Annotated in this window: 11 protein-coding genes; 4 read left to right on the top strand and 7 right to left on the bottom strand. The window is 73.6% G+C overall.

The features are described 5' to 3' along the window. Positions 1-555: a winged helix-turn-helix transcriptional regulator gene (locus ACYP53_RS25295; RefSeq protein ID WP_459649085.1), complete on the bottom strand. Its 555-nt coding sequence runs from the start codon at positions 553-555 to the stop codon at positions 1-3. A 110-nt stretch (positions 556-665) separates the two neighbouring features. Between ACYP53_RS25295 and ACYP53_RS25290 the strand changes: the two genes are divergently transcribed. Further along, the gene (locus ACYP53_RS25290; protein WP_459649084.1) at positions 666-1,424 is read left to right on the top strand and encodes a class I SAM-dependent methyltransferase; all 759 of its coding nucleotides are present in this window, start codon (positions 666-668) and stop codon (positions 1,422-1,424) included. 217 nt (positions 1,425-1,641) lie between these two features. On the opposite strand, the gene ACYP53_RS25285 is transcribed toward ACYP53_RS25290, so the two are convergent. Then, positions 1,642-2,859, bottom strand: coding sequence for a threonine synthase (locus tag ACYP53_RS25285; RefSeq protein WP_459649083.1), 1,218 nt, complete (start codon positions 2,857-2,859; stop codon positions 1,642-1,644). A 106-nt stretch (positions 2,860-2,965) separates the two neighbouring features. On the opposite strand from ACYP53_RS25285, the gene ACYP53_RS25280 reads away from it, so the two are divergent. Continuing rightward, complete coding sequence (locus ACYP53_RS25280) at positions 2,966-3,292, top strand: hypothetical protein (protein ID WP_459649082.1); 327 nt, start codon at positions 2,966-2,968, stop codon at positions 3,290-3,292. A gap of 15 nt (positions 3,293-3,307) precedes the next feature. Here the strand turns inward: ACYP53_RS25280 and ACYP53_RS25275 are convergent, their stop codons facing one another. Together ACYP53_RS25275 and ACYP53_RS25270 are read right to left on the bottom strand one after the other, a co-directional pair. After that, complete coding sequence (locus tag ACYP53_RS25275; RefSeq protein ID WP_459649081.1) at positions 3,308-3,919, bottom strand: hypothetical protein; 612 nt, start codon at positions 3,917-3,919, stop codon at positions 3,308-3,310. Between the two features lie 55 nt (positions 3,920-3,974). Continuing rightward, a complete protein-coding gene (locus ACYP53_RS25270; protein WP_459649080.1) occupies positions 3,975-6,824 on the bottom strand; it encodes a penicillin acylase family protein in 2,850 nt (949 codons plus the stop codon). 228 nt (positions 6,825-7,052) lie between these two features. On the opposite strand from ACYP53_RS25270, the gene ACYP53_RS25265 reads away from it, so the two are divergent. Next, positions 7,053-8,414: an SUKH-4 family immunity protein gene (locus ACYP53_RS25265; protein WP_459649079.1), complete on the top strand. Its 1,362-nt coding sequence runs from the start codon at positions 7,053-7,055 to the stop codon at positions 8,412-8,414. 13 nt (positions 8,415-8,427) lie between these two features. Here ACYP53_RS25265 and ACYP53_RS25260 read toward each other — a convergent pair whose 3' ends face one another. The 3 genes from ACYP53_RS25260 to ACYP53_RS25250 all read right to left on the bottom strand — a co-directional run bounded on the left by ACYP53_RS25260 (position 8,428) and on the right by ACYP53_RS25250 (position 10,908). After that, on the bottom strand, positions 8,428-9,309 hold the full coding sequence (locus ACYP53_RS25260) for an N-acetylglucosamine kinase (protein ID WP_459649078.1): 882 nt from the start codon (positions 9,307-9,309) through the stop codon (positions 8,428-8,430). Between the two features lie 50 nt (positions 9,310-9,359). Continuing rightward, positions 9,360-9,956, bottom strand: coding sequence for a DUF1349 domain-containing protein (locus ACYP53_RS25255; RefSeq protein WP_189921146.1), 597 nt, complete (start codon positions 9,954-9,956; stop codon positions 9,360-9,362). Between the two features lie 265 nt (positions 9,957-10,221). Continuing rightward, entirely contained in the window at positions 10,222-10,908 is a 687-nt protein-coding gene (locus ACYP53_RS25250) for a macro domain-containing protein (RefSeq protein ID WP_459649077.1), read from the bottom strand. A 262-nt stretch (positions 10,909-11,170) separates the two neighbouring features. Between ACYP53_RS25250 and ACYP53_RS25245 the strand changes: the two genes are divergently transcribed. Next, positions 11,171-12,790: an ADP-ribosyltransferase domain-containing protein gene (locus ACYP53_RS25245; RefSeq protein WP_459649076.1), complete on the top strand. Its 1,620-nt coding sequence runs from the start codon at positions 11,171-11,173 to the stop codon at positions 12,788-12,790. Positions 12,791-12,807: the final 17 nt, after the last annotated feature.

Genomic DNA, 12,807 nt, shown 5'->3' with positions numbered 1-12,807 from the left:
CTAGCGACCGGTGTCTTCGGCGGCGTTTTCGGCTCGGGCGGCTCGGGCGGCTCGGGCGGCTCGGGTGGCGAGGAGCGGGCCGAGGACCTGGGTGCCGGGGCCGGTCCGGCCGCCGGGGCCGGGCAGTTCGGTGGTGTTGGCGGCGGTGACGGGCCCGCCGCAGTGGCCGCAGGCCGTCACGGGCGTGGTCTCCTGCCCGCAGTCCAGGTGGCGGATCCGGGCCGGCGGGCCGGCCTCGCCCGCGTACCAGCGGTCGCCCCAGGCCATCAGGGCCATCAGGACGGCGTGCAGTTCGGCGCCCTTCTCGGTGGCCCGGTACTGCTCGCGCGGCGGGTGCTCCTGGTAGCGCTCGCGGACCAGGACGCCTTCCTCGACCAGCCGGGCCAGCCGGGCGGCCAGGACCTTGCGGGAGATGCCCAGGTCGTGGGCCAGGTCGTCGAAACGGTGGATGCCGGTCAGGACGTCCCGCATGATCAGCGCCGTCCAGGCGTCGCCGAAGAGGTCGGTGGCGCGGGCGATCGAGCAGGCGACATCGGCGAGGGAGGTGCGGGTCATGGCGGCCAGCGTATCCGGGGCCGGCCGGGTCGGGTTCCCTGAGGGAACTTCATCGGATAGGTTCCTTCAGGGAACCCGAATGCATCCGGCGCGTCCAGAGGGAGTTCGGCATGGGCACCACCCCGCACATCGAGCTCGATGCGGCGTCCCCGGCGGCGATCGACGGTCGGCACATCCGCGCCCTGTCGTTCCAGGCCGTCCGGATGGAGTACCTGGGCGAGGTCGCCCCGCGCGGCGAGGGCCGGGCCGCGCTGGTGGTCGGCGGCGGGCGCGGCCTGATCGCCGCCGGACTCGCCCGGTCCGGCTACCGGGTGACGGCCGTGGACCCGTCCCCGGTGGCTACCGGCCACGCCCGGGCCGCACACCGGCGGGACGGCCTCGCGATCACCGACCTGGTCGCCCGGGCCGAGGAACTCCCGTTCGGCGATGACGAGTTCGACCTCGTCTACGGTGCCGACACGCTGGAGGTGACCGACCGTCTGGACGACGTCCTCGCCCAGACGGCCCGGGTGCTCGCTCCCGGCGGCACCCTGGTCTACGACACCGTCAGCCGTACCCCGCTCTCCCGGCTGGTCTACCTCGGCGCCTTCCAGGCCGTCCCGATGACCCGGATCATGCCGCCCGGCCGCTACAGCGCCGACCGGCTGCGCCCACCCGCCGAGCTCGCCGCCGCGCTCTCCCGGCACGGCCTGCACAACCGGGACGTCCGCGAGTTCAAGCCGCGGAACCCTCTCGGCCTGGTCCGGGCGGTCCTGGCCCGTCGCGCCGGTCGGATCACCGACGAGGAGATCCCGCCGCTGGTCGACTTCGTGCTCTCGCCGGCCGCCCGACCACTGGTCACCTACCTGGGGTACGCGGTGAAGGGTTAGGGCGTGTCTGACAATTCCCGCCGGGCGCGCGACGCCGGGGCACGCACCTCGCCGCGTTGTCGTCGGTCGCCGATGCTCCGCATGGACTCCCTCCTCCGCCTTGCGATGCACGCACCCCAACGCCGCGCGCTGATCCGACGCGAATTGTCAGACACGCCCTAGGGCCCGTCTTCGAGCCCCCGCCTGCGGGCGGACGACGGGGGCTCGAAGACGGACCCTAGGCGGCCAGCCCCGCGGCGCGCAGGCGGTGGAGGACGGCGTCCCACTCGGGGGCGACGGGTTCGGTGCGGCGGGTGCCGACGCCCAGGTCCTTGAAGCCGCTCGACGTCGACAGGCAGACCACCGGGCCGTCCGAGAGGTCCGGCTCGCCGAGGCTGCGCAGTCCGGCCAGGCCGGCGGCCGCGGACAGCTCGGTCCACAGGCCCGCCCTGGACAGCTCGTGCTGGGCCTCGGCGAGGCTGCGGTCGTCCAGCGTCAGGGCCCGGCCGCCGCTCTCCCGGACCGCGACCACCCCTCGGTAGCCGCTCACCGGCGAGGCGATCGAGTAGGCGTCACTCGGACCGACCGTGACGTGGGCGGCCGGGAGGCCCAGCGCGATGGCCCGGGCCAGCGGGCCGGAGGCGGCCACCTCGCAGGAGTGGATCCGCGGCACCCGGTCGGTGAGGCCCAGGCGGCGCAGCTCGGCGAAGCCCTTCCAGACGCCGAAGAGCAGTTCGCCGTACCCGGTCGGGACGAACACCGCGCTGGGCACGCCGACGTCCTGGTAGATCTCGTACGCGACGGTCTTGTAGCCCTCGGGGCCGTAGGCGTGCCCGGTGTGGGTGGTGGTCAGGTTGCTGACCGGGTGCAGGCCCAGCCGCTCGACCACCTGGCGCAGCAGCGGCCAGCGGGCCTCCCACGGCACCGGGAGCACCACCGCGCCGTAGGCGTTGAGGAAGGCGTCGACGTTCGGCGGGACGTCGGGGCCGGTGAACACCACGCAGGGCAGGCCGGCGCGGGCGGCGTAGGCGGCGGCCGAGGCGCCGTGGTTGCCGGAGGAGGCCACCGCGATGCCCGGGGCGCCGGCGCCCACGGCGGCGCTGGTGGTGCAGCGGTTCAGCCGGTCCTTGTGGCTCCAGGTCGGGTTGCGCGACTCGTCCTTGACGTACACCCCGGGTTCGATCTCGACCAGCGGGGTGGCGCCCTCGCCCAGGCCCGGCGCGTGCAGCGGCGGCAGCAGCGGGGCCCAGCGCTCCAGGCCGCCGCGGGTGGGGGCGGGGGCGAACAGGCTCGCCGGGTCGACCTTGTCGTAGGCGTAGTCGACCTCGACGGGGTAGGAGATCTCCTCCGTCCCCGTCCGGGGGCAGCCCGCGGTGAGCGGGGGCCAGAGCGGGTAGTCGACGTCGGGGTCGCCGAGGGAGCGTTGTCCGGTCGCGAGGGAGTCTGCTGTCGCCATGTAAGCAGCCTAGAACTGTTTCGGATGCTACCGGGTGGGGTTTGTGATTCCCGTGCGCACGGGCACACTCACCGGGTCGGAGGACTCGGACGGAACCGGGGGAGCGATGGACAGCGGCGTGCGGGCGATGGTCGAAGCGGTCGGCGAGGCGCGGCGGCAGCTGCGTGAGAACGCGCTGCCGAAGGCCCGCGAGGGCGGGCGGGACAAGGTGCCGGCTACGGAGGAGGCGGCGCTGCTCGGCGCCCTGGCGGGGCTGGTGGAGGCCGTCGTGGAGCTGGCCGACGCCGCCTCCGACCGGATGACCACGATCGACAGCGGAACGGTGTACCTCAAGGTGGGCAGGCGCTTGCGGGACCAGGCCGGCTACCTGCGGGACGACGAGCGTGGGGTGAGGGCCCGAGTGGCGCCCGCCGGGCCGGCGAAGCCGTCCTGACCCGGCGGGCGGTGGTCACGAGGCGGTGAACAGTAGGGCGACCAGGCGGCCTTCGGCGTCGCGGCCCTCGTAGCAGTCCGCCCCTCCGGCGTTCACCGGGAAGGCCAGCACGTTCGCGCCGGTGCGTTCGTCCACCGTGACGTCCACCCAGGAGGGCGTCCGGCCGGTCGGGTCGGCGGTGGCGAGCTCTGCCTCGACGAGCGTCACGAAGGCGTCGAGGTCCGGGAAAGCGTCCGGGCGGGGGCCGTCGAAGCGCAGGGCGTCCATCGCGGTGCCGTCCCAGAGGAAGCCGAGGTCGGGGCCGAGCGGCTGGTAGTCGTCGAAGGCGTCCTCGAACTCGGCCTCGGCGATCGCCTCGGGCTCGGCGAAGGGGATCAGCGCCATGGTGACGAGCGCCAGCTCCCGTCCGCTCTCGCTGTCCTGCCGACGGACCACGCCGACGTGCACGGGGTGTGTGCCGATGGGCACGTCGTCGCAGGTGAACCACTCCAGCGCGTCGGGGCTGCTGAAGACCAGCCCCGAGGTGACGGTCAGATCGGCGGCGCGGTGGAACTCCTCCGGGCGCTCGCCGAGGGACTCGTCGATGTGCTCGTCGGCCAGGTCGCGGAGCAGGGTCTCTATGTCCATGCCGGTGATGATGGCAGCCCCCGCCGACAATTCGGCGGGGGCTGCCTGCGACGGCTCAGCGGTGGGCGGGGAACTGCACCACCTGCTGGTACGTCGGGCGGTTCTGCCAGGTGGTCTTGGCGTCCGTCACACCGCCCAGCGGGCGCTGGATGATGCTGTCGGCACACCACTGGTCGCCGGCCGGGCAGTCCGCGTCGCCCGGGTAGACCTGGGCCGGGGTCTGGGCGGCCGCGCGCTTGAGGGTGTCCAGCAGGACGGCGCGGCAGGCGGTGAGGTCGCCGCCACCGCAGAACGGACGGGCCAGCGGGCCCCTGACCTGGTCGCCGAGGACGGACCTGAGGTCCTTGTCCAGGTAGCTCCACCAGCCGTACTGGAAGGCTGAACCCTTGTGCGGGATACCCTCGTTGGCGCTCACCGGGCCGCCGCCGGGACCGGTCTGCCCGCCCGAGGGCGACTCGTTGATCTGCAGCGCGTCGGTCAGCGCGCCGAACAGCTGGTCGCCCAGGCCCGGCCGCATGACGCCCTCGGCGACCAACGGCCACCAGGCGTCCGTCACCCGGATCGCGGTCGCGTCCGCGTAGGTGTGGCTGCCGGCCGAGGTCTCCTTCCGCTGGGCGCCGTTCGCGAGCCAGGTCTCCAGCTGCTGAAGGGCGGTGAGGGCGGCGGGGTCGGTGACGGGCGCGCTGCGCAGTACCCGGATCAGTTCGGGAAGCACGTCCTCGGCCCGCAGGTCGGCCAGGGCGGCGCTCTCCATGGCCTGGGTGAGCGCGACCCGGCTGATCTTGCCGCCGCCGCGCAGCAGCGCCTTGACCCGGTCGTCGAGCAGGTTGCCGCGGTGCACCGAGCCGTTGCCGAAGCCGGCCGAGGTGTAGCCGTTCGCCTGCTTGTTGTTCCAGGAGATGTAGTAGTCCTGGCCGACGGACTGCGGGTGCTCGGCCGCCGGGGTGTACCGGGCGGTGTTCGCGACGGGGTCGAAGTCGGCCCACTCGTAGGCGGGTTGGGCGAGCACCGGCAGGCCGGCGTCGACCCCGGGGGCGCGCACCGGGTTGCTGCCGGAGTTGTAGTACGCGATGTCGCGGGAGTCGGCGTAGAACCAGTTGAAGGTGTAGTTGACGTCCTGCGCGGCCCGCTGGAAGCTCGCCGCGTCGTGCACCGCGCCGGGGTCGTTGAGCTCCTGGAAACCGATGATGGAGTCGGCCTCGTGGCGGTAGGTGGAGCGCAGCGAGGTGAAGGCGACGGGCGCGCCGCCGACCGTGCCGCGGGCGGTGACCAGGCCGTACTTCGAGCGGTACATCACCAGGGTGTAGGAGCCGGCCGCGGTGGAGTCGGCGGTGGTGGGGCTCCACGCGTTCTTGCGTTCCAGCCGGTCGAAGGGCAGGCACTGGCCGTGCCAGAGGTAGGCGTTCGCGGCCGTGGTGACCGGTGAGCCGTCGGTGGTGCAGAGCGGGACGGCGTAGCTGTCGGTGATGTCCTGCCCGGCGGAGGTGGCGCTCCAGGCGTAGTCCTGGCCTCGGCCGAGCTGCACGTAGAAGCTCAGGCCGGCGAAGGCCGCGCCGCGCGCGCTGATCCCGGGGCCCTGGATCTCCTCCAGCATCAGCAGCTGCGGGGCGAAGTAGCCGGTCTGCGGGCCGAACACGGCCACCGGGTGGCCGTCGTCGGTGTGCGCGCCGGACACCAGCAGGGCGTTGGACATGCCGTGCTTGGCGGTGAGCAGGTTGCCGGGCAGGACGCCGTCGGCCTTGGTGGCGGCGGTGCCGGCCGAGCCGGTGGCGTCGTAGACCATCCGTTCGGGCACCACCGAGCCGGGGTCGGGCAGCGCCTCGCCCCGCGGCTGGTCGGGCACGGTCGCGTACGGGAAGCTCTGCCCGTCGTGCAGGGTCTGGACGGCCTCCGGGTCGTCGGCCTCGCGCAGCGACTTCCAGAGCGCGTCTCCGGCGTCCTTGCCGTAGCGGGCCTCGGCGGCCGACTTGACCTGGGCGGAGGAGAGTTCGTTGCCGCCGCCGGAACCGAACAGGGCGCCGACCACGGAGGCGAGGGCGGCCAGGTCGGTCAGCTTGAACGGCTCGATCGACCCGGCGTTGGTGATCGGGTCGATGTGCCCGGTCAGGTCGTATTCGCCGGGGAAGGTGCGTGCGTTGTAGGACTCCTTGGCGTACTGGTTGATGCCGTCCAGGTAGGCGGTGGCGTCGGCGAGCGCCTGGGTGGCCCGGCCGCCGCGGGCGGCGATGGCGTCGATCTGCTGCTGCAGCTCCGCCTCGGTGTACGGCGCGGCCTGCCAGAAACTCTGCTCCAGCTGGCGGTTGGCGGCGGCGCCGCCCGCGAAGCCGGAGAGCTGGCCGCGCCCGACGTGCCGGAAGAGGTCCATCACCCAGAGGCGGTCCTGGGCGGCGGCGTAGCCCGCGCCGAACTCGGTGCCGTAGCGGGTGGTGCCGGTGATGTGCGGGACGCCGCTGGCCTTGTCGCGCACGATGGTGACGTCCGGGCGCGGGCTGGTGGTGCTGGCGACCTGGTCGGCGGGGACGCCGAAGGAGGCGTCGTTGAAGAAGTCGCGCAGCTTGGCGTCGGTGAGGCCCGGGTAGCCGGAGGCGAGCGCGGCGTACGGGCCGAGCTGGTCGTCGGTGTGGGCGGGGCGGGTGCCGAACATCCGGTTGAGCAGGATGTCGGCGAGGGTGGCGTTGCCGTTCTCGCCGGGCGGCAGGATGTCGGCGCAGTGGCCGCCGCAGTAGTCGCCGGCGGCGGTGGTCGTTGCGGTGCTCGCGGTGTTCGGCGCGGTGTTCGTCGCGGTGGGGGCGGCGGTCGCGGTCGGGGTGGTGGTCAGGGCGGCGGTGATGAGCAGGGCCGACGCGAGGGCGGCGGCCGCCCGGAAATGGAGGGGGCGTCGGAGGGGGTGGGGGCGTAGGCGCAAGGCGGACTCCTCCGTCGAAGCCACGGAAGCCACGGGGAGTCGACGGTAGGGGCGCTACTGGACGGTTGGCTAGTGGCGTGCATGCCATTTTCCGTCGGGATGGTGAGGACTTGACGGTGCGTCGGGGGAGGCGGTACCGGCGTCCGGGCCGGTTGTCAGTGGTGTCGGTTATGGTCGGTCGCGTCGGAGCAGGACCGTCCGTCGGATCGGCGGGGGAGGAGGGGCGCGGTGGACGAGACAGCGGTGGACGAGACAGGCGTGGAGACGACGCTGATCAGGGAACTGCCCGCCGGGCTCACCCACGGGCCGAGCCGTGAGCGGCTGGCCGCCGGGGGCCTGCCCCGCTCGTTCGCGCACCTGGACCTGGAGGCGTCCTGGTACGAGCCCCTGCGGACGGCCGCCACCTGGTACGACGGGCTCCAGGACGGCGAGGTGGCCGAAGGCCTGATCGTGCTGGGCGAGGCGCGCTACGAGGACCCGTTCGGCCACAACCTCGCGGACGTGCTGCTCGACGGGGCCTCCGGGGAGATCTACCTGGCCTGCCTGGACAAGGACGGGGCCCTGCGGCGGGACTTGCTGGCCAGTGGTCTGGAGTCCCTGGTCGCGCTGATGATCGAGGTCGAGGCCGTCACGGCCGGCGCCGCCGAGCCGTACGAGGCGGATGAGGACGACGCGGAGGATGACGAGGAGGACGGGGAAGGCGAGGAGGGCGGGTCGCGGGAGGAGTTCGAGCGGCGCGGGCCGGGGGCGGTCGCCGAGGCCGCCAGGATCTCCCTGGAGCGGATGCACCGGGCCGATCCGGAGCTGTTCCGGCGGACGGACGGCCGGCCGGCGCACTGGGAGACGGCGATGCGGGTCCGGGCGCTCGCCTGGGGAGCACTGGAGGGCGAGCCCGGCGGCCTGCGGTACACCATCGACGCGTCCCTGGTCGAGGAACTCGCGGCGCTCACCGAGGGCACCGTCCGACGCTTCCACGAGGACGACCTGCCGGCGGTGCTCGACCACCTCCCGACCCGGCGGCTGCTCACCGGGATCGGCCTGCCGGTTTCCGCGCGGGGAGTGTTGCGGGTCGATCCGGCGGGGCCGCTGCGGACGATGGCGGAGACCTTCCCGGAGGACTATGAGCCCGATGACTGGTCCGACTGCTCGGACCGGTCGGACCGCTCGGACCACTCGGACGACTCGGACCCGTCGGACCCCGGCGACGCGGAGGACCTCGACCGGGCCTACCAGGGCGAGTTCCTGGCCCTGGGGGACTGGCTGTACGACCTCACCGTCGCGCTGGACGGTGCCACCGGCCGCCTTGAGCTCCCGGGCTGGTTCGACGACGGAGACCCCGCCGCCTACCTGCACCAGGACCTCTCGGCGATGCTCTACCTGCTCTGGTCGTACGAGCGCCTGCGCGCCGACCGGCGCCGGTGGGACGGCCGGCCCGACCCGGCACCTTGGGCGGCCTTCGACCCGCAGGCGCTGCTGGATGCTGCGGCGGAGGACGCGCTGCGCGTGCTGGACCCGGAGGCCTTCGCGTCGGAGACGCACTTCTGGCCGATACGGATCGACGACGGGCACATGGGAAGCCTGCTGGAGTAGCGGTGGCAGGTGGTCAGCCGGTTCGGTGGGCGCGGCGTCCGGCGAGCAGGGCGGCGGCGGTGGCCGCGTCGGTGGTCGGCAGCTGTGGGGTGAGGTCGGCGAGGTGACGGAGGAGGTGGTCGCGGATCGGGCCGGGTGAGGTGGCGACCGAGCCGGTGAGGACCAGGGGTTCGGCGGTGACGGCGGTGGCGCGGACCAGCGCGGCGAGGTGCTCGGCGGCGGTTCGGGCGATCGCGAGCGCGGCGGTGTCGCCGGCGGTGGCCAGTCGGGTGACCAGCGGGGCGAGGTCGGCGAGCCGGCGCGGCGGGCCGGCGTAGGCCCAGCGCAGCAGCGGGTCGGGGGAGTCGACGGCGCAGTGGGTGCGGACGGCGGTGCCGAGCGGGCCGTCGGGGCTGGCGTGGGCGTGCCGGAGCGCCTCCCGGCCGAGCCAGAAGCCGCCGCCCTCGTCGCCGAGCAGCCAGCCGAGCCCGCCGCTGCGGGCGAGCGTGCGGTCGCCGTCGAGGCGGACGCAGATCGTGCCCGTGCCGGCGATCAGGACGGTGCCCCGGCCGTCGGTGACGCCGCCGGAGGCCAGGGCCGGGACGGTGTCCGGGACGAGCCGGACCGGGCAGTGGAGGCCGAGCGCGGTTCGGACCCGCCGGGCGAAGCCGTCCGGGTCGGGCAGCGCGCGGTACCCGGCGAGGCCGATCAGACAGGCCGCGACCCGGGCCGGATCACGGTGACCGAGCGCGGCCGAGGCGATGGCGGCCAGGGTGGCGACCGTGTCGTCCTGGTCCGGCCCCGCGGGGTTGGCACCGCCGCTCGCGCCCCGGCCGAGCAGGGTTCCGGCGGTGTCGAGGAGGGCGGCGCGGGTGCGGCTGCCGCCCGCGTCGATGCCGAGGAGGAAGGTGGTCACGGCGGCGGCTCCGGTGGACGGAGGAGGCTGAGCACGGAGTTGGGCGGTGGTCAGTCCGCCAGGTGCAGCGTCATGTCCGCCGGCCCCTGGGCGAAGCGGGTGAAGCGGACCTGCAGGCCGTCCCGTTCGGGTGAGGCGCAGAACGGTCCGGCTGCCGCCGGTGCGGCGGGCGGCAGCGGGGCCAGCCGGACCATCCGCCAGGGGCTGTCCTCGCAACGGGCGCGGACCGTCACGGCGTCCCCGCTGCGGCTGGCTCTGACGGTGACTTCTCTGCCGTGCCATTCGGGGACGGGGGCGAGCGACCAGTCCGAGACGCCGCGGGTGACGACCGCGCCCAGGTGGGGGAGGCCGTCGCTCATCTCGACCCCGGCCTTGATCCAGGTCTGCGGGTCGACCCGGATCAGCAGGCCGGCCTGGTCGTACAGGGCGGCGAAGTCGGCGACGAAGGTGACCTCGGTCGCGCTGCCGACCGGGAAGGCGGTGAGCAGCGCGTGCCCGTCGTCGCGGACGAAGCCGTAGCTGGTGGTGCGCCAGAAATCGCTGCGGCCGCGGGCGGTGACCAGGAGGTCGGTGCCGTCGGTCCGCGCCCGCTCGGGCTGGTTGAGCCAACTGCCCTCGTGCCAGGCGATATCGCGGGGCGGGTGCATGGGAGGCCGTCCTTCCGATGTTCCAGCCGGTGGCAACAGGTGGCTGAAATGGTTTGCAGAAAGGCCATTCAACACCCGCCCGGGTGGGCTCGGGGGAGGTTTGTCAGGGCTGCGGCAGGAGGCGGATCGGGTCCGCCCTCCTCGCGCTCCGGCGCCGCGACCGCGAGGGCGGCCCCGGTCGGCGGGGGCGTGCCGCCCACCGAGCGGGCGCAGTGCCGCCCGGGACGGCGCGGTGATGCGCCCCGGGGCGGGCTGTGGTCGGTCGTCAGGCCCGGCGGGTCGGCGAACTCCGGCGGGCGGGCGGGGAGATGCGGACCCGCTGGGTGGCGGGCGCCCGCTCGATGTCGTCCAGCTGGGCCAGGATGGTGGCGCGCAGGTCGTCGTCGTCCTCGAAGTGGTGGTCGTCGAAGAGGGTGAGGCCCGACCACATCAGGTTGGCGCAGACCCGGGCCGGCACCCGGCCGGTCTGGGCGCCCATGCCGACCAGGGCGACGGAACGGATGGAGCCCGGCTCCAGCGCGTTCTGCCGGTGGACGGCCTGGAACGCGGCGGCGCAGGCCAGTGCCACGTTCAAGGTCTCGCTCACGTTCTGCGAGGAGGTCCGCATCGTCGGGGCCGAGATCAGGAACTTCGGGTTGACGGCGCCGGACCTGACGCACACCGCGCTGCCGACCGGGAGCGAGCCGGCGTGCCCGTCGCGGATCGCCTTCTGCACCCGCAGCTGGATGCCGGCGCCCAGGTGGCGCTTGATCGCCGCGTCCGTCCCGCCGTCCATCCGGCCGCGGGCGTTGGTGGGGCTGACCCAGGCGTCGACCTCGGCGGTGAGGATCGAGGCGTGCCGGATCTCCACCCCGGGGGTGTCGGCGAAGGCCGCCCGCCAGGACTCGACCACCGTGGCGTTGAGGTCGGTCAACACGACCTTGAGCGGCGAGTGCGCGCGGTCCGTGGTCATGGCGGGGCTCCTGTCGGTCGGTGCGGTTCCTGCTGACACCGACGAAGCTAGCGGGGGCCACTGACAATCCGTCCGGGTCCCGCGCGGACCGTCGGAGCGGGCCGGATTGTCAGTCCTGCCTGGTAGGACTGTGGTGTCCGGCAGGGGAGCTGACGGAACGTCATCTGCGTTCCGCCTGCTCTCCGTCCGTCATCCGTTGCCATTCGTCTGCCATTCGTACGGTCCCGACCAGTCGGGCCGCCTCTCACCTTGGGGCACCACCATGAGCGCTGTCGACACTTCCTCCACCCAGCCCGACCCGAACGACCCGCTCGCCCTCACGGAGCTGTTCGCGGGCGGCGGCGAGCCGTGGCTTCCGCTGCTGAAGCCGGTCATCGAGGCCCAGGCCGGCGCGGCCTCGTTCATCGGCCCCGGCCGCGGCCCGGACGTCGTCCCCGTCCGCGAGCTGACCTTCCAGGCGCTCAAGCCGCACGCCCCGGACAAGTGGAAGGTCGTGGTCTTCGGTCAGAACCCGTACCCGCGGCCGGAGAGCGCCACCGGCATCGCGATGTTCGACAACACCTTCCACGACTGGAAGGACAGCAAGTTCGGCCGGGTGGTCAGCATCCGCTGCATCATCAAGGCGGCGGCGATGTGGAAGTACGGCATCCCCAAGAAGACGCCGATCGCCGACATACGGGCGCTGCTGAAGGAGCGGGAGACGGTCCAGCCGCCGGAGTGGTTCCAGGCGATGCTGACCCAGGGCGTGCTGCTGCTGAACGCGGCGCTGACCGCCAGCAGTGACGGCGCGATGGGGCCGGACCAGCACACCGCGTTCTGGCGGCCGGTGGCCGAGCGGATCGTCGAGGAGATCCTCCGGGCCAAGGAACAGGCCGCCGAGGAGGACCGCTACGTGGTCTTCGCGTGGTGGGGCGCGCACGCGCGCAGCCTGAAGAACGTCGTGCTGCGGCTGCAGAAGAAGTACCCCGGGGTCGAGGTCCGGCACATCGACCACGCCAACCCGGCGGCCCAGGGCGACATCTTCTGCGACGGCGAGCACTTCGCGACGGTGAACTCGGCCCTCACCGCGCTCGGTGCCGAGGAGGTCGACTGGCTGCCCAGCGCCGGGTGGAACGCGCAGGCCGACGGGGGCGGCGCGGCGGACGGCGGGGTGGCCGAGCGGATGGGCGCCTTCATCGCCTCCACCATGGAGCTGCACCAGCTCTACCTGGACCGCCTCGCGAGCGTGAAGGACGAGGGGCTCGTCCTGCCCGCCATCACCGGTGTGTTCGACACCCCGCTGATGGGCTTCCGGGAGGCTGCGGCCCCGGTCGCCGAGGTGCTGCGCGGGTTGGACCGGCACGTCACGCTGTCGCACGAGTTCGGCAAGCGGCGGGCGGACGAGGCGGCAAGCGCGCTGTCCGCCGACGAGATCGCCGCGCTGTACCTGTACACCTGCGAGTCGGCGTTCTACCGGGAGATCAACGCCGTCCTGCGGTCGCCCGACCGTGCCCGGCTGGTGCCGTACCTCCCGTACCTGCGGCTGCTGTTCGCGGCGGTGTCGCGGCTGCCCGTCCGCACCGAGCCGCTCTGGCGGGGGGTCTCGCTGGACCTGCGCCGGCAGTACCCGCTCGGCCGGACGGTGACGTGGTGGGGCGTTTCCTCCTGCACCTCCAAGCTCGGGGTGGCGCAGGGCTTCCTCGGCAGCCGGGGCAGGCGGACGCTCTTCGAGGTGCGCCCCGCCCGGGCCGCGGGCATCCAGAAGTTCTCGGCGTTCACCGGCGAGGAGGAGTTCATCCTGCTGCCTGGCACGCAGCTGGAGGTCACGGACGTCCGGGCGGAGCGCGGCGGGCTCTGCACCGTCACGCTGACCGAGCTGGCGGAGGCGCCCCTGGTGTCCTGAACCGACGGGTCCGCGTC

The organism is Kitasatospora sp. Ki12, from assembly GCF_054601375.1.
The sequence above is the reverse complement of the archived record's forward strand: the minus strand, read 5'-3'. Positions and strand labels throughout refer to the sequence as shown.

What these genes read in the sequence shown, in the direction of transcription:
- ACYP53_RS25295 (WP_459649085.1), bottom strand. Translation starts at nt 555, where the DNA reads ATGACCCGCACCTCCCTCGCCGATGTCGCCTGCTCGATCGCCCGCGCC.
- ACYP53_RS25290 (WP_459649084.1), top strand. Translation starts at nt 666, where the DNA reads ATGGGCACCACCCCGCACATCGAGCTCGATGCGGCGTCCCCGGCGGCG.
- ACYP53_RS25285 (WP_459649083.1), bottom strand. Translation starts at nt 2,859, where the DNA reads ATGGCGACAGCAGACTCCCTCGCGACCGGACAACGCTCCCTCGGCGAC.
- ACYP53_RS25280 (WP_459649082.1), top strand. Translation starts at nt 2,966, where the DNA reads ATGGACAGCGGCGTGCGGGCGATGGTCGAAGCGGTCGGCGAGGCGCGG.
- ACYP53_RS25275 (WP_459649081.1), bottom strand. Translation starts at nt 3,919, where the DNA reads ATGGACATAGAGACCCTGCTCCGCGACCTGGCCGACGAGCACATCGAC.
- ACYP53_RS25255 (WP_189921146.1), bottom strand. Translation starts at nt 9,956, where the DNA reads ATGCACCCGCCCCGCGATATCGCCTGGCACGAGGGCAGTTGGCTCAAC.
- ACYP53_RS25250 (WP_459649077.1), bottom strand. Translation starts at nt 10,908, where the DNA reads ATGACCACGGACCGCGCGCACTCGCCGCTCAAGGTCGTGTTGACCGAC.
- ACYP53_RS25245 (WP_459649076.1), top strand. Translation starts at nt 11,171, where the DNA reads ATGAGCGCTGTCGACACTTCCTCCACCCAGCCCGACCCGAACGACCCG.